This window comes from Pseudomonas sp. PB101 (genome assembly GCF_009764265.1).
Taxonomy (GTDB): Bacteria; Pseudomonadota; Gammaproteobacteria; order Pseudomonadales; family Pseudomonadaceae; genus Aquipseudomonas.
The window spans coordinates 50699-73905 of sequence record NZ_RWIR01000043.1 but is presented as its reverse complement, the minus strand read 5'-3'; the positions used below and the strand labels follow the sequence as shown (position 1 = coordinate 73905).

Annotated in this window: 19 protein-coding genes and 2 pseudogenes; 9 read left to right on the top strand and 12 right to left on the bottom strand. The window is 59.8% G+C overall.

From position 1 onward, the window contains the following. Positions 1–7: 7 nt before the first annotated feature. From EI969_RS13005 to EI969_RS12980, 6 genes are all read left to right on the top strand, one after another. Positions 8–994, top strand: a complete 987-nt coding sequence (locus tag EI969_RS13005) for a dipeptidase (RefSeq protein ID WP_160388171.1) — start codon at positions 8–10, stop codon at positions 992–994. A gap of 106 nt (positions 995–1100) precedes the next feature. After that, the gene (locus tag EI969_RS13000; protein WP_160388170.1) at positions 1101–2654 is read left to right on the top strand and encodes a BCCT family transporter; all 1554 of its coding nucleotides are present in this window, start codon (positions 1101–1103) and stop codon (positions 2652–2654) included. 25 nt (positions 2655–2679) lie between these two features. Further along, positions 2680–4392: a hypothetical protein gene (locus tag EI969_RS12995; protein WP_160388169.1), complete on the top strand. Its 1713-nt coding sequence runs from the start codon at positions 2680–2682 to the stop codon at positions 4390–4392. Position 4393: 1 nt separating this feature from the next. After that, on the top strand, positions 4394–5116 hold the full coding sequence (locus tag EI969_RS12990; RefSeq protein WP_160388168.1) for a DUF3726 domain-containing protein: 723 nt from the start codon (positions 4394–4396) through the stop codon (positions 5114–5116). 32 nt (positions 5117–5148) lie between these two features. Continuing rightward, complete coding sequence (locus tag EI969_RS12985; protein WP_160388167.1) at positions 5149–5523, top strand: RidA family protein; 375 nt, start codon at positions 5149–5151, stop codon at positions 5521–5523. A 281-nt stretch (positions 5524–5804) separates the two neighbouring features. Beyond that, positions 5805–6665, top strand: a complete 861-nt coding sequence (locus EI969_RS12980) for a CAP domain-containing protein (protein WP_160388166.1) — start codon at positions 5805–5807, stop codon at positions 6663–6665. Between the two features lie 837 nt (positions 6666–7502). Here EI969_RS12980 and EI969_RS12975 read toward each other — a convergent pair. The 10 genes from EI969_RS12975 to EI969_RS12930 all read right to left on the bottom strand — a co-directional run bounded on the left by EI969_RS12975 (position 7503) and on the right by EI969_RS12930 (position 18226). Then, the gene (locus EI969_RS12975; protein ID WP_160388165.1) at positions 7503–8141 is read right to left on the bottom strand and encodes a DUF5074 domain-containing protein; all 639 of its coding nucleotides are present in this window, start codon (positions 8139–8141) and stop codon (positions 7503–7505) included. 35 nt (positions 8142–8176) lie between these two features. Beyond that, positions 8177–9397 (bottom strand): helix-turn-helix domain-containing protein, encoded by a 1221-nt coding sequence (locus tag EI969_RS12970; protein ID WP_160388164.1) that lies wholly within the window; start codon positions 9395–9397, stop codon positions 8177–8179. Positions 9398–9495: 98 nt separating this feature from the next. After that, positions 9496–9792 carry a hypothetical protein gene (locus tag EI969_RS12965; protein ID WP_160388163.1) on the bottom strand — a complete coding sequence of 99 codons (297 nt, stop codon included), beginning with the start codon at positions 9790–9792 and terminating at the stop codon, positions 9496–9498. A 32-nt stretch (positions 9793–9824) separates the two neighbouring features. Next, complete coding sequence (locus EI969_RS12960) at positions 9825–10358, bottom strand: molybdopterin-dependent oxidoreductase (RefSeq protein WP_160388162.1); 534 nt, start codon at positions 10356–10358, stop codon at positions 9825–9827. Positions 10359–10438: 80 nt separating this feature from the next. After that, entirely contained in the window at positions 10439–11803 is a 1365-nt protein-coding gene (locus EI969_RS12955) for an OprD family porin (RefSeq protein WP_160388161.1), read from the bottom strand. A 282-nt stretch (positions 11804–12085) separates the two neighbouring features. Further along, positions 12086–12853, bottom strand: coding sequence for an amino acid ABC transporter ATP-binding protein (locus EI969_RS12950; protein ID WP_160388160.1), 768 nt, complete (start codon positions 12851–12853; stop codon positions 12086–12088). Then, positions 12850–13509 carry an amino acid ABC transporter permease gene (locus EI969_RS12945; protein ID WP_150715069.1) on the bottom strand — a complete coding sequence of 220 codons (660 nt, stop codon included), beginning with the start codon at positions 13507–13509 and terminating at the stop codon, positions 12850–12852. The genes EI969_RS12950 and EI969_RS12945 overlap by 4 nt, the downstream gene beginning before the upstream one ends. Positions 13510–13519: 10 nt before the next feature. Next, the gene (locus tag EI969_RS12940; protein WP_150715070.1) at positions 13520–14167 is read right to left on the bottom strand and encodes an amino acid ABC transporter permease; all 648 of its coding nucleotides are present in this window, start codon (positions 14165–14167) and stop codon (positions 13520–13522) included. A 63-nt stretch (positions 14168–14230) separates the two neighbouring features. Then, complete coding sequence (locus EI969_RS12935) at positions 14231–15019, bottom strand: ABC transporter substrate-binding protein (protein WP_160388159.1); 789 nt, start codon at positions 15017–15019, stop codon at positions 14231–14233. A gap of 159 nt (positions 15020–15178) precedes the next feature. Further along, the gene (locus EI969_RS12930) at positions 15179–18226 is read right to left on the bottom strand and encodes an aminotransferase class III-fold pyridoxal phosphate-dependent enzyme (RefSeq protein WP_160388187.1); all 3048 of its coding nucleotides are present in this window, start codon (positions 18224–18226) and stop codon (positions 15179–15181) included. Positions 18227–18365: 139 nt separating this feature from the next. On the opposite strand from EI969_RS12930, the gene EI969_RS12925 reads away from it, so the two are divergent. Next, positions 18366–18806, top strand: a complete 441-nt coding sequence (locus tag EI969_RS12925) for an Lrp/AsnC family transcriptional regulator (RefSeq protein ID WP_150715073.1) — start codon at positions 18366–18368, stop codon at positions 18804–18806. A 257-nt stretch (positions 18807–19063) separates the two neighbouring features. Next, on the top strand, positions 19064–19432 hold the full coding sequence (locus EI969_RS12920; protein WP_160388158.1) for a hypothetical protein: 369 nt from the start codon (positions 19064–19066) through the stop codon (positions 19430–19432). Between the two features lie 207 nt (positions 19433–19639). Here EI969_RS12920 and EI969_RS31000 read toward each other — a convergent pair. Further along, positions 19640–20218: pseudogene (locus EI969_RS31000) on the bottom strand (methyl-accepting chemotaxis protein); the annotation flags it as partial. Positions 20219–20494: 276 nt separating this feature from the next. Further along, positions 20495–21430 (bottom strand): annotated as a pseudogene (locus EI969_RS30995) (cache domain-containing protein); the annotation flags it as partial. 1163 nt (positions 21431–22593) lie between these two features. On the opposite strand from EI969_RS30995, the gene EI969_RS12910 reads away from it, so the two are divergent. Further along, on the top strand, positions 22594–23172 hold the full coding sequence (locus EI969_RS12910; RefSeq protein WP_160388156.1) for a flavin reductase family protein: 579 nt from the start codon (positions 22594–22596) through the stop codon (positions 23170–23172). The last annotated feature ends 35 nt before the right edge of the window (positions 23173–23207 follow it).

Sequence of the window (23207 nt, the reverse complement as noted above, 5' to 3'; positions counted from 1 at the left end):
GACCAGCATGCACGACTTATTGATGATCGACGGCCTGCAGTATTCCCACTGGAACGAAGAGATTTTTCGCCAGATGCGCGAAGGCGGCCTGAGCGCGGTGCACGCCACCATCGCCTACCACGAGAACGCCCGGGAAACCCTGTCGCGCATCGGCGAATGGAACCGCCGCTTCGAAACCTGGCCGCAGCTGATTCGCCCGGTGCGCGAGGCTTCAGACATTCGCCTGGCCCATCAGGAAGGCCGCGTGGGGATTTTCTTCGGTTTCCAGAACTGCTCGCCGATCGAAGACGACATCAGCCTGGTGGAAGTTTTCCGCCAGCTCGGCGTGCTGATCATGCAGCTTACCTACAACAACCAGAGCCTGCTGGCCAGCGGTTGCTACGAGAGCGAAGACAACGGCATCAGCCGCTTCGGCCGCCAGGTGATCCGCGAGATGAACCGCGTCGGCATGCTCATCGACATGTCCCACAGCGCCGAGCGCAGCACGCTTGAAGCCATCGAGCTGTCGAGCCGGCCCGTGATCGTCTCCCACGCCAACCCGTCGAGTTTCCACGCGGCCAAGCGCAACAAATCCAACGCGGTGCTGCGCGGTATCGCCGAGTCCGGCGGCCTGCTCGGTTTCAGCACTTACCCGTTCCACCTCAAGGGTGCGTCGGGCTGCACCCTGGAAGACTTCTGCGACATGGTCGCCAGCACGGCGGAATTGATGGGCGTCGAACACATCGGCATCGGCACCGACCTGTGCCAGCAACAACCGCTGCAAGTGCTCGAATGGATGCGCAACGGGCGCTGGAGCAAAGACAAGGATTACGGCGAAGGCTCGAAGGACAACGCCAACTGGCCGGCACCGCTGCAATGGTTCCGCGACAGCCGGGATTTCCCGGTCATCGCCCAGGGCCTGCGCGCCCGAGGCTTCGCCGAGGACGAGGTACGCAACATCATGGGACTCAACTGGCTGCGCCTGCTGGAAAACGCTACGACGGCGCAAAACTGACTCTTGATCGACACCGTGAGGACAGCATGAAAAATAACAACAATAGCCTCCCGTTCATCTCCCCGACCGGCGATGCACAGCCCCAGGCGCGTATTTTGGAGGCATCATGAAAACTTCCGACACCCTGCAATCCGACGTCCAGCCAATGGACCTTGCACCGCCGAAAAAAGACATCGACTGGCCGCTGTTCCTGATCAGTGGCGGCTTCCTCGGCGCCTTCCTGATCGCGGCGCTGGTCGACATCGATGGCGTGTCGCACCTGGTGAACACGCTGTTCGCCTGGTCGACGAAGTTCTTCGGCCTGTACTGGCAGATCCTGATGCTCGCGACCTTCGCCATGAGCCTGTTCATCTGCTTCAGCAAATGCGGGCGGGTACGCCTGGGCGGCGTCGACCAGCGCCCCGATACCAGCACCTTCAACTGGATCGCCGTGATCATGTGCGCCCTGCTCGCTGGCGGCGGCGCGTTCTGGGCGGCAGCGGAACCGATGATGCACTTCGCCAGCCCGCCGCCGCTGTTCGCCGGGGTGCAGCCGCACACCGAAGCCGCCGGGCATGCTGCGCTCGCGCAATCGTTCGTGCACTGGGGCTTCCTGGCCTGGGCAGTGCTGGGCAGCCTGCTGGCCATCGTGCTGATGCATCTGCATTACGACAAAGGCCTGCCGCTGGCACCGCGCACCTTGCTCTATCCGTTGTTCGGCGAACGCGCGCTCAAGGGGCCGATCGGCACCCTCGCAGACGCCACCTCGATCATCGCCGTGGTCGCCGGCACCATTGGCCCGATCGGTTTCCTCGGCCTGCAGATCAGCAGCGCGTTGCACTCGGTGTGGGGCATTCCCAACGACCTGGTGGTGCAGTCCATCACCATCGTGCTGGTCACGGTGATGTACACCATCTCCTGCCTGGTCGGGCTCGAGGGCATCCGCTTCGTCAGTGGGATCAACGTCTGGCTGATGATCGGCCTGGCGGTGTTCATGGTGCTGCTCGGGCCCACCGCGTTCATTCTCGGCGGTTTTCCCAGCGCGTTCGCCTTGCACCTGGAGCAGTTCATCCCGATGACCCTGTTCCGCGCCGACCCGAAATGGCTCGACTGGTGGACGGTGTTCTACTGGGGCTGGTTCATTGGCTACGCGCCGATGGTTGCCCTGTACGTGGCGAAGATTTCCCGTGGCCGGACCATCCGCGAAGTGATCATGACCCTGTCGATCATCGCCCCGCTGGTGACCATGTTCTGGTTCACCATCGTCGGTGGTGCCGGCATCGGCATGGAATTGCACACGCCGGGCATCGTCACCGCCCACGGCGCACAACCCGAAGACTTGCTGCTGGGCGTGACCCAGAACCTGCCACTGGGCGGGCTGATCTCGGCGCTGTTCCTGTTCCTGAGCTTCATCTCGGTGGCCACCAACGGCGATGCGATGGCGTTCACCGTGGCGATGGCGATGTCCCGCAATGACAAACCCAAGGCATGGCTACGGGCCTTCTGGGCCATCGGCATGGGCCTGGCCGCCGTGGTGTTGATCACCATTGGTTCGGGCGGGGTCACGGCGCTGCAATCCTTTATCGTAATTACCGCCGTACCGGTTTCACTGCTGATCCTGCCATCGCTCTGGGATGCACTGCGCATCGCCCGGCAGATGGCTCGCGAACAGGCAGTCTGATATGAACCGTTCAGGAATCGCAACGATGTCGCACACCGACACACACACCGCTTCAGCCTTGCGGCCCGCCACCCGGGTCATGGACCTGGAGCGGCTGGGCAGTCACTTTCAAAGCCGCTTGAGTTTCGTGCGCAGCAGCATGCGGCGGATGATGAACGAGCAATGGCGCATCCAGCGCACCTGCTTCGATCTGGACGCCGAGGGCTTCGGCACGGCGATCTACCGCATCGACACCGCCAGTGCCCGTTATCACTGCGTGATTTTCTCCATGTACCTGCCCCCGGAAAAGCGCAGCGACCGGGTCATCGCCGATCAGTGGGACGTCAGTTTTGTCCTGCTCGCCGGCGATGTCGACGAGCAGCAACTGGCCGACCTGCGACGCAATGTGCCGCTGCAGGAAGCCGGGCGATTCGATTCGCGAGTGCTGGTGCTGTCGCGGGCCAACCGCAGCCTGCGCAACTTCGAGCGATTCCTCGAAGCGCTGGCCGAAGGCTGTCAGCCGGACCCTCGGCAACTGGCCGAGGTCGGCTACCTGTATCGCACCACCGCGGTGTACGGCAACGGCAAGTTCGGCATCGCCGACTTCAGTTGCCTGCAAGACACGGCGGACTTCACGCAACCCTTCAGCGCGCAGATGTTTACCGTGTACCTGCTGCGGCATTTCAGCATCGAACAGATCGAACACATGGCCCGGGCGCGCAACCCGCAGCGGGCGGTGGGCCTGGACCCTGCCCTGCAGCGTTACCTTGGAGTCGGCAACTCCACGGGGCTGGGCATGGCGCCGTTCCTGATCAATCACCCGCAACTGGTCAGCCAGTGGATTTGGGCTCGAGAAACGGCCTTGGGGTTGGTGCTGGCCCAAGCGGCTGACGTGCCTCGGGCGCAGCGCTTTCAGGCGTTGCTGCTTCGAGCCCGCCGGCACTTGCAGCAAACCAGCACCGAGGACCAACGGCAAAGCGCAATCGACCAGCAGACCCTGGCCGATCTCGAACAACTGGCCGAGTGGTTCGCGGGCCAGTCCGTCAACGCCGGTTTGTGGTCGCAACTGCAAGCCTGGGCCGACGTGAACGTGGGTGCCGGTTGCCAGGAACTGCTGGTCAGCCTGCTGCTGGAGTTGTACCCCGAACAGGTCGATCCGCTGGCCGGGCAGATGTCGGTCAACGAAGGCTTTCGCCTGAACGCCGAGATGCCACTCGATGAGCTGTGCGGGCTCATCGAAAGCACCTACCGCTGGGCGCTCGATTACGACTTGAACGACGCCGAGGCCAACCACTTTTTCTGGTATCGCTCGGCGGAAAAGGAAGAACCACGCCTGGGCGAACGGGCCATGGAACCGGGTGCAGAAAAGGAAATGCAACTGGGGATCGCACACAACATTCAACGCTGTCATCGCGCCCTGCTGGCCTATCGCGAGCAACACCCACGGCAATTGACCGCGCACTTTCTGCTGGCACAGCCGCAGTTCAAAGGCACGGTCTGCCGCCTGCAAGGCATGGCCCGCTGCGCCTTCGGCGAGATCCGCGCCAACCTGATGGACCGCAGCATGCTGCCGATCCACTTGCTGCGCTGCAAGCTGGCGTTCTTCGGCGCCGGCAAGTTCGACCCCAAGTCCAGCCGCTGGGTGCGCATCACTCTGTTCCAGGGGGCCCCACTGGTCAGCGAGATCGGCCAGCCGTTCGCCGACGACTGGAATTTCGCCGTCATGCCTGAACTGACCAACGCTGCCGGAGCACTCTGAAATGCGTGTATCGCTCAATGAAATCCAGGTGATCTGCCGCAAGGCCTTCGAAGGCATCGGGTTTGCGCCCGGTGATTGCGACGACGCCGCCGAGATGATCGCCAGGCTGCAACAGCAAGGCCTCGACGGCATCGGCGCGCTGAAAAAGGCCTTGGACTTTCTTCACGATGAAGTCGATCGCCCCATCGACACCTGCTACGAAGACGCCACGCAACTGACCCTCGATGCCCATGGCCAAAGCGTGTTGCGCTGCGCCGCCCAGGCTATCGAACTGGGGGTGGGCAAGGCCATGCGTGGCGGCACTGCACTGATCCGCATCCGTCATTGCCACAACCGCATCCTGCTGCTGGGCTACCTGGCGCGCTGTGCCGGACAGGGCCTGAATTTTTGTGTGTACTGGCGCGATGCCCGCCAGGAACTGGTCGCCACCTTCAGCGCCGGGCAGACCAGCCCGGCCTTGCGCGTGTATGACCTGCCGCAACCGGCACAGGGCGACGAGCAAAGCATCAATGTGCTGATTTCCAGGCACTTCGCGCTGCTGCCACGGCTGAGTGCCGAAGACGCGACCCCGACGTTCGAACACAGCCAGGCCACACCCGCGGGCGGGCTGCAGGTCGATGATGAAGTCTGGGCCCAACTGAAAAAACTCGGTGAGCGGGTGCTGGTGGAAAGCACCGAAGAATCCCGTCGCCGTGGCGCCGGCGAAGGCAGCGACACCCGGTAAAACCCCTTTCAAAATTGCATCAGGAATCATCAATGAAACAGGCGATCAAGACCGATCTCTTTGCCTCGCGCGCGCCTCTGGAATGGGCGATTGTCGGCAACGGCACGCTGTACACCGCGCAAATTCCCATCGACCGCCAGGGCCAGGTGGTGAGCGGCGGCATCGAAGCGCAAACCCGACAGACCCTGGACAATCTGCGCCATACCCTCGAGGCCGCCGACAGTTCGCTGGACGCGGTCACCCAGGTGCTGATCTACGTCACCGACCGCAGTTACCTGGCAACGGTGAATGCGGTCTATGCCGAGTATTTTCAGGCGCCCTACCCCAATCGCGCCGCCATGGTCGTGGCAGGGCTGGCCCGGGAGGAAATGCTGGTGGAGTTGGTGGTGTACGCCTGCGTGGGCTGACACGCCCCTGTACTCTGTACCCTGTAGGAGCGAGCCTGCTCGCGATGGACGTTAACGATAACGCGTGCTTCCTGATTCAACGCGTTGTATTTGAGTCCATCGCGAGCAGGCTCGCTCCTACAGGGGGGCCGTGTTGCCCAGCCGTTTCAATACCCTTCGTCGGACATTTGACTCCGACAATAAACAGGTTCACGCCCGCCGTGAACCTTGTTCCAGGACGCCAGTCATACCCCAGCGTTTTTCCTCTCCTATCGTCGTCATCTCATCCGAGTTGTCCGTCCATGCGCCAAACCGTCGTTGCCTTGCGCTTTTCTTCGCTGTGCCTGTTTACCCTGCTCCCCGTTTTCGCCAGCCCCGCCCACGCCGATGGGCAACGGCAACTGGTCGACGCCATCAACGACTACCGCGCCCATCCGCAACGCTGCGACCGGCGGCCCGCGCAACGCTTGTCACCCCTGACGCTCAAGTCGAACCTGGCCTTGCCCGTTGGCTATGGCGGCGGGCTGCGGGACCGGCTGAAGGCTTCCGGCTATCAGGCAACCATGGTGCGCTCTATCCGCGTGGTGGGTGCACGGGACGCCGAAGAAGCCTTCGATATGTTCCAGGACGAGCACTGCGCCGCACTGCTCGACAACCAGTACGCAGACATCGGCGTCAGCCGTTCGGGGAGCGAGTGGCAGGTGGTGCTGGCCAAGCCGGTGCTCGACGGACAGACCGGCGATCCACGCAGCGCCGCACAGGCGTTGCTCGCGCAGGTCAACGCAGCCCGGGGCAAACCGCGCCTGTGCGGTCGCCAGCGTTTCGCCGCCGCGCGACCGCTGTCCTGGAGTTCGGCCTTGGGTTCCGCTGCACAAAGCCACAGCAAGGCCATGGCCTACGGCAACTATTTCGCCCACCAGGATCCCGACGGCGACATGCCTTCCGACCGCGCCCGGGCCGCCGGTTACCGTGGCCGGCAGATCGGTGAAAACATCGCCGCCGGCCAAGGCTCCCCAAGCAAGGCCATGGCCGGCTGGCTCGCCAGCCCCGGGCACTGCGCCAACCTGATGAACCCGATGTTCACCCAGGTCGGTGCCGCTTACGCCGCCAACGCTCGCAGCGACAATGGTGTTTACTGGACAATGCTGTTCGGCGCGCCTTGAACCGCCGGCCAGCCTCACCGTGCGGGCATTAACAGGTTTGGAGGTCACTTCATTTCGGCGTGGGCAGGTCCCTTGTAGGAGCCGGCTTGCTGGCGAGGGTCGTTAACGATAACGCGTGCTATCTGGACTCACTCGGCGCACTTGGGTCCATCGCCAGCAAGCCGGCTCCTACAGGTACTTGAATCCCCGGCCAGCCCCACCGTGCGGGCATTAAAAAGCCCGCATTGAGCGGGCTTTGTGGGTGAATGTAACAAGTAGGTGGCCGGTGCTGGTCTCCGGCTTACAAGGTTTATCAGGCCTCCCACAAAAGAGTCGTGAAACTGTAATGGAACTCTTCTGCTTCACACGGCATAAGGGCTGGATCCCAGCGCGGGGATCTTTCTAACCGTGTACCCTTCGGAACGCGCCCCACGTCTCCTTGCTATCCTTTTGCGCATCAGTCTGCGTCTTCACCTACAGGGTTGAGGATAGCAAAACAGGAGCGTTTTCCAACCGGGCTTTTAGACCGATTTCGACCAGCAGAAAACCCGGCAGGAAACAAAAATACTATCGACAGGGAGATGACGCATGTCGACTCGAAAGCGGATTGGTATCACGTCAACGATCAGCATCCACAGAGCGACTGAGGCACTTTCAATATTTATGGTGCCTGACCCACCGCCATCGCGGGCAAGCCCGCTCCCACAGGGTTATTGGGTGTACGCGGAATCTGCGAGCAACCGAAATCACTGTGGGAGCGGGCTTGCCCCGGGCGGCGTTCCGACGATGGCGTCAAATCAGTCAATATCGATGGTGCCTGACACTCTGCAATCGCGAGCAAGCTCGCTCCTACAAGGATTATCCCCGCGAAGGCCGGCGCACCACCCTCACCTTGCCGCTATCCCCGCCACCGCAGAACAACCGCTCGCCGCCATCGGACTCCAGTCCCGACACGCCGACGCCCTCCGGCATCTTGAGGCTTTCCAGCACTTCACCGGTTTGCGCGTCGATGCGCCGCAGTTCGCTTTCATCGCCCTCCCAGGTGCCATGCCACAGCGAACCTTGCACCCAGGTCACCCCGGTCACAAAGCGGTTGGATTCGATGGTGCGCAGGATCTTGCCGGTCTCGGGGTCGATCTGGTGGATCTTGCGTTCGCGGTACTGCCCTACCCACAGCGTCCCTTCGGCCCAGGTCAGCCCCGAATCGGTGCCCGCGCCGGGCGCAGGAATCGTCGAGAGGATGCGGCCGCTGCGCGGGTCGATCTTGTGGATGCGGTCTTCGGCGATCTGGAACAGATGCTCGCCATCGAACGCCGTGCCGGCATGGGCAGCGACATCGATGGAGCCCAGCACCTTGCCGCTTTGCGGGTCCAGGGCGTTGATTTTGTCGTTGCAGGCGAACCAGACCTTTTCGCCGTCCCAGGTGACGCCGCACACATGGTCGACATCGGCAAACGGGCCATATTCACGAATGATTTCAGCAGTTGCGTGTTTCATTCCGGCATTCCTCGTTGGGGTTGGTGGCCTTCATCCTAGCCACCGGGCAGCGGCGCCGGGAGTAACAAGGTCGTCGCGAATCCCGGCACCGGCGGTGTCATCCAGCGCCGAGTGCGACCACGGCCAAACCATTGCACCTTGCCCTGTACCGCCAGTGCGTCGAGCGCCCGTTGCACCGTGCGCTGGCTGGTACCCAGCGCCAATGCCAGGGCGGAACTCGACCACGACTCGCCATCGGCGAGGCAGGCAAATACCGCGGCAAATTTTTCCTCGATCGGTTGCGCCAACGTCACCACATCCGTACAGACCGGCGATTGCAGAGCAAAACCGCGCTTCGTCGCGATGACCCCGGCCAACGGCTTGAGCGCCTGGCGCAACCTGCCGATTTCCACCCGAAGCCGGGCGCGATGGGATTCATCCGCGAGTTTCAAGCGGAACGCCCGGGCGATCAGCGTTTCCCGCGCAACGTCGGCGGGCCACGCCTCGGCCAGTGTGCGGGCAAGCACGAACAGGATCGGCCGCGTCGCGAGCGACACCGACATGCCACAGCCACGCACGACGTACCGGCAGGCATCCACCACCAGCGCCGTGGAACCGAGCAACGCTTCAACTTCATCGAGCAGCAGCGGTCGTTCCTCACCCTGGGCAATCAGGCGTGCCGCGGGGGCGTCGAGCAGGCGTACAGCCTGTTCGACCTCGGCCATCAGCGCGGCAATCCCCGCCTGTCCGGCCGCCTGCCCGGCCCTGGTCAACGCGTCCCGCGCCGCGTTTGATTGCAGGCGTCGAATGGCGATCCCCGCCAGCACCAGCTCATGGGTTGCGCGCAACGCCGGCGGCAATGGGCCGGGGTCGAGCCCGGCCATCAACTGCTGCGCCTCATCGAGCTGACCGAGCAACAGCAGACGGCGGATTTGCAGATAACGCGCATGGGCGGCATTGACCCGGTCACCGTGCTGTTCAAGCGTGACCCGCGCCGTTTCGAGCGCCTTGACCGGCCAGCCGAGTTCGCGCGAAGCCAGGGCGATTTCGGCCTCGGCCACCACGCATCGGGCACGGGCCAGCACTTCCTTGGGCGCAAAGGCCCGCTGCGCACGCTTGACCAGCGCCCGGGCCCGCAGCAGATCGCCCAACTGCGCCATGGCGATACCGCGCAGGGCCAGCGCCGGGGCGTCGTCGCGCAAGGCCACGCGGTCCAGTGCGCCCAGTGGATCGCCCGCCGCCAGCGCCTGGGCGGCGGCCGTGATCATCGAGTCCATAGCAATCGCGCCACGCTTGTCACTCCCATGATTCGATACCCGGGTTTAGTCTAAATCACGACCTTTCACCAGGCTGCTAGCTACTGGATGCGGCGGTGTCATTGACCACCGATGAAGACATCCGCCAGCTTGTCCACCAGCGCCGGTTTGGTCTGCGAGACCCAGCGCCGGGTCGCCCATTCCTGCCATTCCTCGGCACGATCGAGGGTGTAGCGCGGCACAAAGTCACCGAGGAAGCGGCCGAGGTTGTGCAGCGTGACCTCATGTCCGGCATTGGCCATTTGCTCGAGCAAATCCTTCAGGGCCACTTCGAATTCGGGCGGCCACTGTTCGCCGGCCAATACCTGCTCGACCGACGGGTGTCGATCGTAGCCAAGCGAATTGCGGACTGGCATGTGCGTGTCCTCGGTCCTGCGTTATGAGTGAGTCAGCCAAAGATGCTGCACAGTTCAATGCTGCGCAACCACTTCACCTGACGCGCCCCGGAATGACGATCGCTGCCCGAGACCAATGAAAGGTGTTCGCCGCAAGCGTCCTGCTCTGGCGAGTGTTGTCGGTACACCACCAGCACCGCATCGCCCACGTCGGTGTTGATCAGTTCGTTCCAGCTGAACAGCGCGACATAGCCGTCACTGGAGCGCGCCACCACATAGGCGCGCTTCCAGCCCTTGGGATCGTCGCTCTGCAGCCCGGCCTTGAGGACGATTTCGCGCAGCAGTACCCCGCGATAACCCTTTTTCCGGGCTTTCTGCGGATTACCCTCGCAGGTGTTGCTGGTCAGCGTCACCCAGTCATAACCCGGCATGGCTTGCAAGTCGGCCACGCTCAGGCGCAGCGGGTTCTGCACCTGCCCGACCACCTCCAGTGCCTGCCCGGCCACATCGATGCTCGCGGCGGGCAACGACACGGGTTTGGCGCCGGGGCGAATAAGGCTTTGCACAGTCGAAAAAATGGAACGCATGGCGATGCTCCTGTCGTGGTTGACCAATCACCTGCAGGTCCCGGAGAGCGCACCGCCAGCCCGGGACCGCTACGCCGTGGTTAAAGCAGCGGCAGGCTGTAGCTGAGGATCAGGCGGTTTTCATCCAGATCGCTGCTGGCATTGCCGCGCAGGCTGGCGTTGCGCCAGGAAACGCCCAACCCTTTGAGCGGGCCGCTTTGCAGCGCGTAGTCGATGCGCAAATCGCGTTCCCATTCCTTGCGATCGCCGGCGGCGGAATCGATGTTGTCGCCGCTCAGATAAGTGACCACGGTCTTGAGCCCCGGCACGCCCAGCGCGACGAAGTCATAGCCATACTCGGCCAGCCAGGTGCGCTCGCCGGCACTGAGGAACTTGCCGATCTGCCGGTCGGTGATCAGGTACGCCGTGGCGCCGTCGCCCTGGTTGACGAACGGGAACGCGCTGTCGCCGGACACTTGCTGATAGCCCGCGCTGAAGGCATGGCCGCTCAGGCTGTAGGTGAACAGCGCGCTCCAGGTGTTGTTGTCCACCTCGCCGGCGTGGGTATCCCCCGCGCGCCAGAAACCGCTGCTTTTGTAGCCCTGGGCACGTCCGGCCGCGTTGCCGTTCTTGCCATCGGCGCTGCTGTTGAAATAGCGCAGGTCCGTCTTCAGCGCGCCGGGGCCTATGGCCAGGGTGTGGATCAGGCCGAGGAAGTGCTGCTTGTAGAAATCCTCGAGACTGCCGTAGTAGTACTGGGCCGTCAGGTCCTTGCTGATCTTGTAGTCGCCGCCGGCGAAAACGAAGCTGTCCGAATCGGCCAGCGCGGTGCTCGCCGGGGTGCCGGCGGGACGCGTCGCACCGCCGATGCGCAGGTCGATATCGTCGGTGGAGCTGCGGGTCTTGGTGCTTTCCAATTGGCCGGCGGTGAGGGTCAGGCCGTCGATCTCGCTGGAGGTGATCTGCCCGCCTTCGAAGGTCTGCGGCAGCAGGCGACCGTCGTTGAAGTTGATCACCGGCAGCTTCGGCTGCAACGTACCCAGGCGCGCCTCGGTCTTGGAGATGCGCACTTTGCCGGTCACCCCCCCCTTGGAATATTCATCGACCGCGTGGCCGTCGCTGTCCGTAGGAAACAGCGCGCCCGGCGTGCGGTCGATCCCCACCTTGCCCGCACGACCGCCGCTGTCGAGCTTCAGCCCGGTCATGGCGATGGCATCCAGGCCAAAACCGACGGTGCCCTGGGTGAATCCGGAGATCACGTTGAGTTGCAGCCCCTGCCCCCACTCCTTGGCCTGGCTGGTGTAGGCGGCATTGCCCACGTTGCCCTGGCTTTCGCGGTTATCAGAGTTGAAATAGAAATTGCGCAGGCTCAGCGAGGCCTTGCTGTCATCGATAAAACCGGCGGCGATGGCCTGGTGGGTCAAGCCACCCAGGGTGATGGCCAGGGCCAGGGGTTGCAGCTTCATTGTGTTTACTCCGGTGTGGGGCTCTTGTTTTTTTGGTGTCCATGGACCTGATTCCCTCGTGATCTGACGTTTTCGCCTATCGCTATATATTTTTGTATATAGCGATAGGCGAAATTTAACGCCTGCGGGTTCGCAGGCGTGGTCAGTGCTACGTGATTGAGGTTCGCAAAGATCGAAACAGGTCTGGCGGCCTGCATCTTTCTAGAAGCTGACTTTGAAGTCAATAAATTTAACAAGGCGTTAATCACGCCAGCCGCCGGGGTTCAGAAGCGAAAGCGCACCTTACCTATCGTGCAAATGCTTCTTCAAGAACGACCGGGTTCGCTCCTGAACCGGGTTTTGCAGGATCTCTTCGGGTGCCCCCTCCTCGACCACCACCCCGCCGTCCATGAAGACAATCCGGTCTGCCACTTCGCCGGCAAAACGCATTTCATGAGTGACGATCAACATCGTCATGTGCTCCGCAGCGAGTTGCTTCATGACCAGGTTGACCTCTTCGACGAGCTCGGGGTCCAGTGCCGATGTCGCCTCGTCGAACAGCATGACTTTCGGCTGCATCGCCAGTGCCCTGGCGATGGCGACACGCTGTTTCTGGCCGCCCGACAGGCGAGAAGGATACTCATCGAACTTGCTGGCCAGGCCGACTTTCGACAAGTATTCCATTGCCAGTTCACGAGCGGCTTTTTTGCCGAGGCCCTTGAGTTTCACCGGGCCAAGGGCAATGTTTTCATACACGGTCAGGTGCGGAAACAGGTTGAAGTGCTGGAACACCATGCCCATCTGCTGACGCACGGCATTGATGTGCTGTTCGAACGCACGACCTTTCAATGGCCGGTTGACCTGCTCGCCCTCCAGCCAGATCTCGCCGTCGTCGAGCACTTCCAGGTGATTGATCGAGCGCAGGAGCGTGCTTTTGCCAGAACCGCTCGGGCCGATGATGGCGATGATTTGTCCGCGAGAGATGGAAAGATCGATGCCCTTGAGTACTTCAAGTGCTCCGTAAGCCTTGCGGGCGCCCTTCACTTCAACCATGAATTGCTTGCTGATCATCGTGACATCTCTACCTTGTTTTCGAGAAGATGCAGGCCGCCTTCCAGAACAAGATTGGCTGCATAGTAAATAACCGCAACAGTCAGGTAAAACTCGAACGGGCTATAGGTCTCGCTGACGGCAAGTTGCGCGCTGTAGACCAACTCGGCAATACCGATGATGGAAACCAGCGAGGTGTCCTTCAACAGCACAATCAGGTTGTTTCCCAGCGGCGCAATAGTCCTGCGCAGTGCCTGCGGCACGATGATGTAACGCTGGGTCTGTCCACGGCTGAGACCAATGGAACGCGCACCTTCAACCTGCCCCGGGTCTACCGACACCACGCCGGCACGAATGACATCGGCGTTGTAGACGGCAAAGTGCAAACTAAGACCAATGATGCCCGCCACCAGTGCGGGAATATCGATGCCCACTTGCACAAGACCATAATAAATCACGTACAACTGCAGCAGCAGTGGCGTACCCATCAACAACCAGGTCATGAAACGCACGGGCAGCGCCAACACCTTGGGCGCATAAAGAACGATGAGTGCAAAGGCTATCCCGGCCATCAAGCTCAACAGGCTGGAACTTACAAACATCACGACCGTCCACCAAAGACCGGTCGCAAGCAGCTCGGAATAAGGTGTAACTATACTGAGGTCCAGGCTTTGCATAGGAATGCTCTCACCTTGCCGCGAAGCGATTATCGAGATAGTCAATAATGAATCTGACCGAGTAGACCATCACGATGTAAAGCAGCGCAGACACCATGAAAATCTCAAAAGGCTTGTACGTTGAACTGATAAAGCGTTGCGCCGTATATGAAAGTTCAACCACAGAGATCGTCGACACCAGTGCAGAACCTTTGATAAGCGCCACGGCGTTCACCCCCAGCGGTCTTATCATCAACTTCGCAGCTTGTGGCAGCTTGATAAACCATAACGTCTGGCCGCGCCCGAAACCGATCGAGCGCGCAGCTTCTTCCTGGCCAGGGTCTACGTTGCTGATGGCGCCCCGAATGGATTCGGCCATGTAGGCAGCGATGTTCAGGCCCAGGCCGATTACGCCTGCCGCAAACGGCTCCAGTTCAAGCCCTATCTGCGGCCCGCCAAAGTAGATGATGAACAGCTGGACCAGGCAGGGAGTGCCGCGAAAAACGCTGATGTAGAGTCTGGCAAGGCATCGAAAGGCGAGAACCGTGGACAACCGGCCAGCCACCAGCACGATGGCGACCAGAAACCCAAGCACAAGAGCAAGCACAGAGATCTGCACCGTAATCCAGGCCGCCTCCAGGAAAAACGGGAATGTGCGTTGTATGAGAGTCAGATCCATGAGCACACTCGGAAAAGTCTGATTGGCTGGCTCGACGGTAAGTCGAGCCATGCTAAATACGAATTAGCGGATATCGTTGCCAATCCACTTCATCGAGATCTTTTCGTAGGTGCCATCGGCAAGCATGTCTTCAAGTGCCTTCTGCATCGACGCCTTGAGTTCAGGGTTATTCTTGCGCAACGCAATACCCATTCCCTCAAGAGCACCATCGCTATCCGGTGGAGTAATGATGCGCACTTTCTGCCCGGTTTCCTTGACGGCGACCAGCACCGGAACACTGTCCATCACAATCGCATCGATACGCCCGGCCTCCAGGTCGACCAGCATTTCCGGAAGGCCCTTGTAGGTTCTGACCTTCAGGTTGCCGCGAGCCCTGGCCCATTTATCGTGAGCGTCGCCGAGGGTCACGCCGACAGACACATCCTTGAGATCATCGAGGCTTTTGATCGAAGAATCGTCCTTCACCACGATCGTGCGGCCGGCATGATAATAGGGCCCGACGAAATCCACGGCCTTCTGCCGTTCCGGGGTAATGGTCATGGACGCGATAATGGCGTCATATTTTTTCGCCAGAAGACCGGCAATGATCCCGTCGAACGGCGTGGTGATGATCTTCACTTTTACCCCCATCCGCTCAGCCAGTGCCTCGCTGATGGAAGCGTCGAATCCGACAATCTGGTTCTGCTCGTTGGCAAAGCTGAAGGGCGAGTATTGACCGCTCATTGCGATACGGATTTCCCTGGAATCCTGGATCGACTTCAAATCATCAGCATGAACAACCGCAGTGGACAGTAGCGCCGCTGCCGCCACGGTAGAAGCGACAATCAAACCCTTGAGCTTTTTGGTTAGCATTGGATGGCACCTTGGAAGAATTGTTTTTTATTTTCTTGGAGTTATTCAGCCGGCCTTCATGAAAAGTCTTGCATAGGCACTTCTGGAAAGCACCCGGCAAGGTGTCAGCCTGCCTGACACATTGCCGGAGTTGGCCGACACTATGCCGGGCCTGCGAAACTAGCGGAGTGCGGCCCTGAAACTGTCGTCCAGGACCTCGAGCAGAAAATCAGCATTGGCCTGACTGAAGATCATCGATGGGCGCATCTTCAGGACGTTGTCATGGGGGCCTTCAGTACCGATCAAAATGCCCCGCTCCCTGGCACCATCGGCTACTTGTTTGGCCAACTGCGTGGCCGGCACTTTGCTCTTGCGGTCCGTGACAAGTTCTATCCCGAGGAAAAGACCCTGCCCACGCACATCCCCAATTGCCTCGTAGCGCTGCTGCAACTTGCGAAAGCCATCGAGCAGATAGTTGCCGATAGTCAGTGCGTTGAGCTTCAGGTTATCGCGCTCGATCACATCGAGTACCGAGAGCCCTACCGCACATGAAACCGGGCTGCCGGCAAAGGTATTGAAGTACTCCATGCCGTTATTGAAGCTGTCGGCAATTTCCCGCGTGGTCACCACTGCCGACATGGGATGGCCGTTGCCAATGGGCTTGCCCATGGACACTGCATCGGGCACCACACCCTGGGTTTCAAAAGCCCACCAGTGACTGCCTACACGACCAAAGCCGACCTGGACTTCGTCAGCCAGGCAAAGACCGCCCTCCGCACGCACCATTGCATAGACTTCTTTCAAGTAGTTTTCCGGGAAGAACAGTTGCCCGGCGACACTGGGAATGGACTCCGCCAGAAAGAACGCCGGCGCCCTGCCCTGCTTGCGCATGAGCTCGATCTGATCCGCCACGCTCTCGGCGTAACGCTTGCCAAGTTCCTCGAACGCCCACTGATCCACACCCCGGTAGGCATCCGGGACCGCCGCCTCGAACACATGGTCTGCCCGCCCCTTACCGGCTTTACGCTTGTATTTGTAGGGGCTCAGGTCGATCAGTTCCTGGGTCGTGCCGTGGTAAGCCCAATCCAGCACGATCGCATCGTTACGCCCGGTGTGATTGCGCGCCATACGCAGCATGAGGCTGTTGGCTTCGCTTCCCGAACAACCGAAGGAAGCGACCGCCAGACCTTCAGGCAAAGTGGCGGTGAGCCGCTCTGCATACTCGACGATATTGTCGTGCAGGTAGCGCGTGTTGGTGTTCAGGCGTGCAGACTGCCGCGAAAGCGCTTGCACCACGTCCGGGTGAGAGTGGCCGAGATGGCAGACGTTATTGAAGCAGTCCAGATACGCCCGGCCAAAGTTGTCGATCAACCAGACCCCGTCACCGCGAACGAACTTGATCGGGTCCGAATAGGAGATCGACAGGTTGGGCAGCAACAGCTCCTTGCGCTTGGCCACAAGCTCGGCCTTGGTGCGTCCGTCCTGGCTGTAGGTTTCCGCAGGAATCCCCGCGAGGGTCGATGCATCAGGGAACAGGTCCGCCCATACCTCAAGATAAGCCCGCTCACCCACGCCGATGAACTCGCCCGCTTTCAGCCCGGTGTCGGTGGACATCTGAAAATGCACATGGGGGATCCACCCGCCATTTTCCGTATCCGCGCCCATGTATCCGACCAGCGCACCAGCCTCCAGGCAGTCACCGGGCTTGAGCCGCGCCAGGGCTTCATGGGCCATGTGCCCCCACAGCGTCAGGAACGGCGGGCAACCTTCGGGCGAGTGCTTGAGCATGATCAAGCCGCCATAACCCAGCGGCTCATGCTCGACCTCGACGCTCTGCACCACACCGGCAACCGGCGTATAGAGCGGCGTTCCGGCGGGCATGATCAAGTCGACACCGAGGTGAATGATCCGCCGCTGCCCTTCGATGAACCGCGACTCAAACGCCGTGTCGGTGTAGATGGTCCGTTCCTCGCCCCATGGCCCGATGCCGAGCGGCACCTTGTGCTCGGCAGAAAAATCACTCCACCACTGGGTTGCCTGGGCTGGACGCCGCTCGGCTGAAGCGATGGTCATCACATGCGAAGCGTCGCCGAACGGGGCAATGACCTTGTTCATGGTCGCCGCCGATGGACGCACGATATCGGCGAAGGACTTGCTGTTTTCCGCCACCCAGCGACGCACCGCACCCGCGCCTTCGATCGCGTCAAAACCGCAGGCTTTGCGCAGGATCGCCGTCGCCAGCCGGGGGTTCATGCGGTCCATCCTTTCCAGCAGTCGCCAGGCCGGCGCTTCGCTGATGCCAAGGTAGGGATTGTCTTGCGTACGGTCGCAGCGCGAGGCCGACAAGGTGACGCTGGTGACCAGGCGCATCGCAATGAGATTGAACAGGACGTCAAGCTCCTCCGGCTGCAGAGGGTACTTGTCATGGAAACCGGCAGTGAGGGCGGCGGCCGCGCCGATCGGGTCTTCCATGTCGAGAATGGAATAGGCGCAGGTAATGGCGACTTCGGCAATCAGGATCGTATGGACCGCATCGCCAAAATCGATGACGCCGGAGACGCGCTGATGATTGTGCGAGTCGACGAGGATGTTCCAGTCATTGCCGTCATTGTGAATGACTTGCGCACGCAGGCGCGAAAGCTTCGGCTGGACGTTTTGTTCGAAGCTTTCAATGAAGCGTTCCAGAATCGCCCTTCTGCCGGGATCCTTGACGAAGTGCAGGCGCGACCGCGAACGTGCGGCGTGACGCAAATCCCAGTCGAGATCCCGCACCGCGCCCGGATGAATGAAGCCCTGAAGCGCACGGTCGATCTCACCGAACGACTGGCCCAGGCTGCGCATCAATTCGAAGGTACGCCTGACCTCGGCCAGCGGCGTTCCGTGCAACCAACTCACCAGGCGCACCGCATGGCTTTCGCCCGAGGGCGCTAGCGCAGTGGCAAGGAATTCACCGGCAAGGCTTTTCTTCAGGAAAGGCACGGCAAGCTCGGGATTATGAGTGGCGAGATGGCTGAGAATGGCCGTCTGAAACTCGCTTTCAACGCGCGGCTCCGTCGAGTTGACGACCTTCAGAATCCATCCCGCATCGGTTCCGGTGTTCAACCGGTAGTTGCGGTCGCGCTCGCCATCCAGCGGCGTGGCCGTACCAATAACGTTGAAAAGCTGCTCACTGAGTTTTTCGGCATCCCCGGTCGAGAACTGGGGGGCAGGATGCGAGAGATTTGTCATGGTAGTTGTTTTCCAGGCCATTTTTTTCAGATAGCTTGGCACGCAACGCCCGGGACGGCAGTAGGTATACGGTCGGCTTGCGCCTGCATATTGCCGGAATCGACCGGCACAATTTCGGCAGCAAAATTAGGGAGTTCTGATGCGCGACCTGGATGCGAAAGACCGCGAAATTCTCGAAATTCTTTCCAAGGAAGCCCGCATTGCCCTGAAGGCTCTGGCAGCGAGAATCGGGCTCTCAAGAAGCGCGACCAGCGAACGGGTCATCAACCTTGAACGCAATGGCGTGATCAGGGGATACCGGGCGGATATCGGCGAAATCGACGCCAACGTGATTCGCGCCATCCTGCTGGTCTGCCTTAAGCGCACGCCTGCAATGGGCCTGCTCGACCTGCTTGCGCAAAACTCGCAGGTCCGCCGCGTGTCCTCGGTCAGTGGCCAGCTCGACCTGGTCATCGAGATCGAATCGCGAACCATCGATGACCTGAACCGGGTCAGAGATGCCGTCGCCAGTCACGATTATGTTGAGGACATTACTACCGCTGTTGTTCTGCGGCGCGATATTGATCGGCAGAGTTCGTGATTTGTGTGGGGGAGAAATTGCACTGCATTTGATCAGGCGTTTGCGTTCGACCTGATCAGTGAGTTGCATTCGTTCTGACCACCCACTGCATCGGATTTGAGCCGGTTGCTTCTTGGCCATGATCGGCAGAGAACGGCCAGAAGCGGTCATTCCACCTGCCTGCCAAATTAGGGCGTTCCAGACTTCGGTGCGCGTGCTCGCAGTGCGTCGTAAGCGTGCAACTACACTCTGTGTAGTGAGCACCTTAAGGACAGCACATGGACATCACCATTCAGCGCAAGAAAGGAATGTTTGACAGCGCCTATGGCCAGGCTATCCCGCTGGCAATCTTGTTTGATGGAACGGTCGTGGGCCGCCTGGCAACGGGTGAAACATTATCTTTGGACCTTCCGGACGCTTGCGGGACGTTGCAAGTCGGTTTGCTTGACCCCAGAAACTCGCCTTACATTGGAAGCACGTCTGGTGAGGTCATATCGACCAGCAATGCACAGAGGGTTACCCCCGGACAAGCCGTTCAGTCTTTTTCGGTAAAGACTCGGAAATGGGTGTTCTTTGACGTGCTGGGTTTGGCGGGCTCAGCGCCGTTCAACCGCTGGGTACTGGCTCTTGAGACAGATCAACTTTAGGAAGCTTCTGACAGGCTTCAATCGGCCAAAAGCGAACCAAGAAGCTTGGCGAAATGAGGAATGCTGAACTCAAGCGCTCCGATCAGATAATCACGCAAAGGCCGCAGATATCGCCCGTGATAAAGCTCCAGAAACCGCGAGCGAAGCTCAGGAACGTTGACCTTGATCGGACATTGGCCCGCGCACGTTTTACTTTGGTGAGGTTTATCAGGTCCGAAAACGTCGTACCAAGCTGTCCAACTCACTGGAGAGTCCGGCCAAGCCATCGGAGTTAAGTCGCGCAGACTCCGCCAGTTCGGCCACCCGCTGTGCATCCCCATGAATCTGACTGATGTGCAGGTTGATGCCTTCGGCTACCTGATGTTGCTCTTCGGCAGCAGTGGCGATTTGAGTGTTCATGTCCCGAATCACGTCCACAGAATCTCGGATCTGTCCGAAGCTGGTCCGCGCCACGCCGATACGGTTAACGGACTGCTGCGAAACCTCCAGGCTGGCGCGCATTTGGTGGGTGACAGCACCGGTGCGTTTGGCCAGGTTGCCTAGCAGACCGTCGATCTCTGCAGTAGAGTCGGCAGTGCGTTTGGCCAGCGCTCGGACTTCATCGGCGACCACGGCAAACCCACGTCCCTGCTCGCCCGCACGGGCAGCCTCAATGGCGGCATTTAGCGCCAACAGGTTGGTCTGCTCGGCGATCGAACGAATCGTCCCGAGAATTGACTGGATGTCACTACTGTCGCGCTCCAGTTGCTGCATCGACTGAGCGGACTTTCCGATTTCCAGGCTCAGTTGATCGACACTACTGACCGCTGCATCAATCTGTTGCTGCCCCTCGCGGGCCTTTAGCCAACCGCTATCGGCTGACTCGGCGGCCTGGCTGCAGGAGCGCGCAATTTCATTGGCGGTGGCGACCATTTCATGGAATGCAGTCGAGACCATATCCACTGCTTCACGCTGACGCCCGGCGGCTTCAGCCATGTCGCTGGAGACCTGGGTCGAATCCCGTGAAGTCGCGAGGATATTGTTCGCAGCTTGGCCGATACGGTGGATCAGATCGCGGATGGCGGCCAGGAACTGGTTGAACCAACTAGCCAACTGCGCGGTTTCGTCGTTCCCGCGCACCTGCAAATTCTGCGTCAGATCCCCCTCACCCTGGGCGATGCCTTGCAAACCGCTGGCTACGCTGCGAATCGGTCGCACAATCAGGCCAGCAAAGCTAGCCCCGACCAACGCAAAAACGAGCGCCAGCACCCCGGCAATCAGGGCAATCAACCAAGCGAGTTGGGTGGCGGAACTCATGACCTCTTTGTGCTTGATCAGGCCAACGAAACTCCAACCCAATCGCTCGGACGGCCAAACGTAGGCCATGTAACGCTCGCCATTCAGTTCAACTTCAACCACGCCTTTGCCTGCCTTGGCCAACTGTTCGTAGCCTTTGCCGATTTCCGCCAGGTCTTTGAAGTTGTGCCCCGGCTGTTGAGGGTCGACCAATACCTTGCCGTCGCGCTCGACGAGCATCAGATAACCACTTTCGCCGAGTTTGATTTGCTTGATAATTTCAGTGAGCTGCTGGAGTGACACGTCAATACTGATTACGCCGCTGTTGCTGCCCAGTCGAGTATCAATACTGCGTACGACACTGACATAGACGGCGTCTTTCGGGGCGAAGTAGTACGCGTCGGTGCGCACGGTCTTGCCTGGATTACTCTGGGCGGACTTATACCAAGGGCGCTCGCGCGGATCGTAACTGGCACGCTTCGGATTATCCGGCCAGGAAACGAAGCCTCCGGCACTGTTGCCGAAAATAATATTGGAGTACGCCGGGTGGCTACTGGCCAAGTGCGCATAGAAAGCAAAGACTTGCTTATCCAGCGCGCCTTGCGGGATATCAGCGGCGTTCGCGCCGGTATAGTTTTTAAGGCTGCCGTCAGTGCCTTTCAGTAGCGGTTGGGAGGCGAGATACTCGACGTTCTGGCCGATACCTTCAAAGTACAACTGCATGGCATTGTCGACCTGACGGATTTCACGGTTACTACCGTCTATAAAACTGTCGATCGCTTCAGTACGCAGATTCATGACAACGAGCGTCGCGACTACGCAAATGGGAAGGCACGCGATGACAACAAACGCCCAGGTCAATTTCTGTTTGACGTTCATCTACACTCCAGAATTTTATCAAGTCGTTTTTATAAGAGCATTGCGTAGAGAAAGGTGGCGCTGGCAGTGGTAGCAGCTTGTTTACGCGAGGGTGGAACCTTAGCGGGCACTAACAAATAAAAAAAACAATAATAATTCATACTTAGCACAAATATAATTTATAAATCATTGCCTGATGAAGTCGCTCACTACCGACTATCTTTCGTCAAGCAACCCGATATCTGTCACGTTCCATTTTATCGAATTTAACAGCGAAGTCGCGGACTGCGGCATCTCCTTGCGCTTTGATAGGCAAGGATTGTTTCAACGGTATCGAGAGCTTGACCGCCGGCAGATATCCACGACTCCCTACAGATAATTCAATGCCCTGTGAAGATGGGCTTGTGTCTCTCAGCAAACGCCTTACGCCCTTCGGCGTAATCCTCGCTATTTGCCTGCCACTTCATCAGAAGTTAGTGGGGCAGCATTAGCACAAAGACTGTTGAGCATCATCTTGTTGGCGCCACCGATAGATAGAGGTGCGTTGCCCGAGAGAATCTGCCCCATCCGATACGCCTGGCTGTGTATGTTCAAAGGGCTACACCCAGCTTGAAGGGATCATAGCGCCGCGTAAGCCAACACCCACCATCTCTTGAGTGGTCTCGACACAATCAAAATTCTTGACATAATATGTAGTGATCACTATAAAACTTGATTTTATAGGTATCTCTCACCTCACATATGGTTCGGCCTTGCGCATCCGCTTCACGACTGGTGGAGCCCCCCTGAGCAAGCTGACCGTAGTCGCCCTGACCAACACAGCTTTCGAGGACATGTCTGGAGTGTTTCCGCTGGCGGTGCGCAGTGCCGCCTATGGGCCTACCGATCGCTGAAAGTTATGACACGCCGCCCATCAGGAGGTGCGTTATGAGAAACGTATTTTTTCCAGGTTGCGCAGAATCGACCTCCGCATGAACCCACCCTGCCCGGTCCAGCGATGGGATCGGGGCATTGATTTAGGAATTGAAATGGACGAACACATTGCCGCCGTGCCTCTGGAAAAGGCATACCGGCTCATCAATCACGGCCCGACCATACTGGTGTCCGCTCAAAATGAGGGCGTGAAGAACGTCATGGCCGCCGCATGGGCCTGCGCACTCGACTTTTCACCGCCAAAAGTGACCGTGGTTTTGGACAAGATGACCAAAACCCGTGAGCTGGTAGAACGCAGCGGCGTTTTCGTCGTTCAGGTCCCGACCGTGGCACAGCTCAAACTGACGAGCGATGTCGGCAGCTCAAGTCTTTCCAACGATCCCGGCAAGCTTGCCCATTGCGGTGCCGAGCTGTTCGACATCAATGGTTTTGACGTGCCATTCGTTGCAGGCTGCTCCGCTTGGCTTGCATGCAAGCTGTTACCCGAGCCACACAACCAGACGACTTATGATTTGTTTATCGGCGAGGTCGTTGGCGCTTGGGCAGACACACGTGTCTTCAAGGACGGGCACTGGCACTATGAAACCGCCAACCCGGATTTTCGTAGTCTGCACTACATTGCAGGAGGGCACTTTTACGCAATCGGTGAAGCGGTGAATATCGACGGGAAGTAAATTCCCCAGCAAGCGCCCGCCCCTGTCGGCTCACG

Bases quoted from the DNA above. Each gene is read 5' to 3' on its own strand.
- EI969_RS13005 (WP_160388171.1), top strand. From the start codon at position 8: ATGCACGACTTATTGATGATCGACGGCCTGCAGTATTCCCACTGGAAC.
- EI969_RS13000 (WP_160388170.1), top strand. From the start codon at position 1,101: ATGAAAACTTCCGACACCCTGCAATCCGACGTCCAGCCAATGGACCTT.
- EI969_RS12995 (WP_160388169.1), top strand. From the start codon at position 2,680: ATGTCGCACACCGACACACACACCGCTTCAGCCTTGCGGCCCGCCACC.
- EI969_RS12990 (WP_160388168.1), top strand. From the start codon at position 4,394: ATGCGTGTATCGCTCAATGAAATCCAGGTGATCTGCCGCAAGGCCTTC.
- EI969_RS12985 (WP_160388167.1), top strand. From the start codon at position 5,149: ATGAAACAGGCGATCAAGACCGATCTCTTTGCCTCGCGCGCGCCTCTG.
- EI969_RS12980 (WP_160388166.1), top strand. From the start codon at position 5,805: ATGCGCCAAACCGTCGTTGCCTTGCGCTTTTCTTCGCTGTGCCTGTTT.
- EI969_RS12975 (WP_160388165.1), bottom strand. From the start codon at position 8,141: ATGAAACACGCAACTGCTGAAATCATTCGTGAATATGGCCCGTTTGCC.
- EI969_RS12970 (WP_160388164.1), bottom strand. From the start codon at position 9,397: ATGGACTCGATGATCACGGCCGCCGCCCAGGCGCTGGCGGCGGGCGAT.
- EI969_RS12965 (WP_160388163.1), bottom strand. From the start codon at position 9,792: ATGCCAGTCCGCAATTCGCTTGGCTACGATCGACACCCGTCGGTCGAG.
- EI969_RS12960 (WP_160388162.1), bottom strand. From the start codon at position 10,358: ATGCGTTCCATTTTTTCGACTGTGCAAAGCCTTATTCGCCCCGGCGCC.
- EI969_RS12955 (WP_160388161.1), bottom strand. From the start codon at position 11,803: ATGAAGCTGCAACCCCTGGCCCTGGCCATCACCCTGGGTGGCTTGACC.
- EI969_RS12950 (WP_160388160.1), bottom strand. From the start codon at position 12,853: ATGATCAGCAAGCAATTCATGGTTGAAGTGAAGGGCGCCCGCAAGGCT.
- EI969_RS12945 (WP_150715069.1), bottom strand. From the start codon at position 13,509: ATGCAAAGCCTGGACCTCAGTATAGTTACACCTTATTCCGAGCTGCTT.
- EI969_RS12940 (WP_150715070.1), bottom strand. From the start codon at position 14,167: ATGGATCTGACTCTCATACAACGCACATTCCCGTTTTTCCTGGAGGCG.
- EI969_RS12935 (WP_160388159.1), bottom strand. From the start codon at position 15,019: ATGCTAACCAAAAAGCTCAAGGGTTTGATTGTCGCTTCTACCGTGGCG.
- EI969_RS12930 (WP_160388187.1), bottom strand. From the start codon at position 18,226: ATGACAAATCTCTCGCATCCTGCCCCCCAGTTCTCGACCGGGGATGCC.
- EI969_RS12925 (WP_150715073.1), top strand. From the start codon at position 18,366: ATGCGCGACCTGGATGCGAAAGACCGCGAAATTCTCGAAATTCTTTCC.
- EI969_RS12920 (WP_160388158.1), top strand. From the start codon at position 19,064: ATGGACATCACCATTCAGCGCAAGAAAGGAATGTTTGACAGCGCCTAT.
- EI969_RS12910 (WP_160388156.1), top strand. From the start codon at position 22,594: ATGGACGAACACATTGCCGCCGTGCCTCTGGAAAAGGCATACCGGCTC.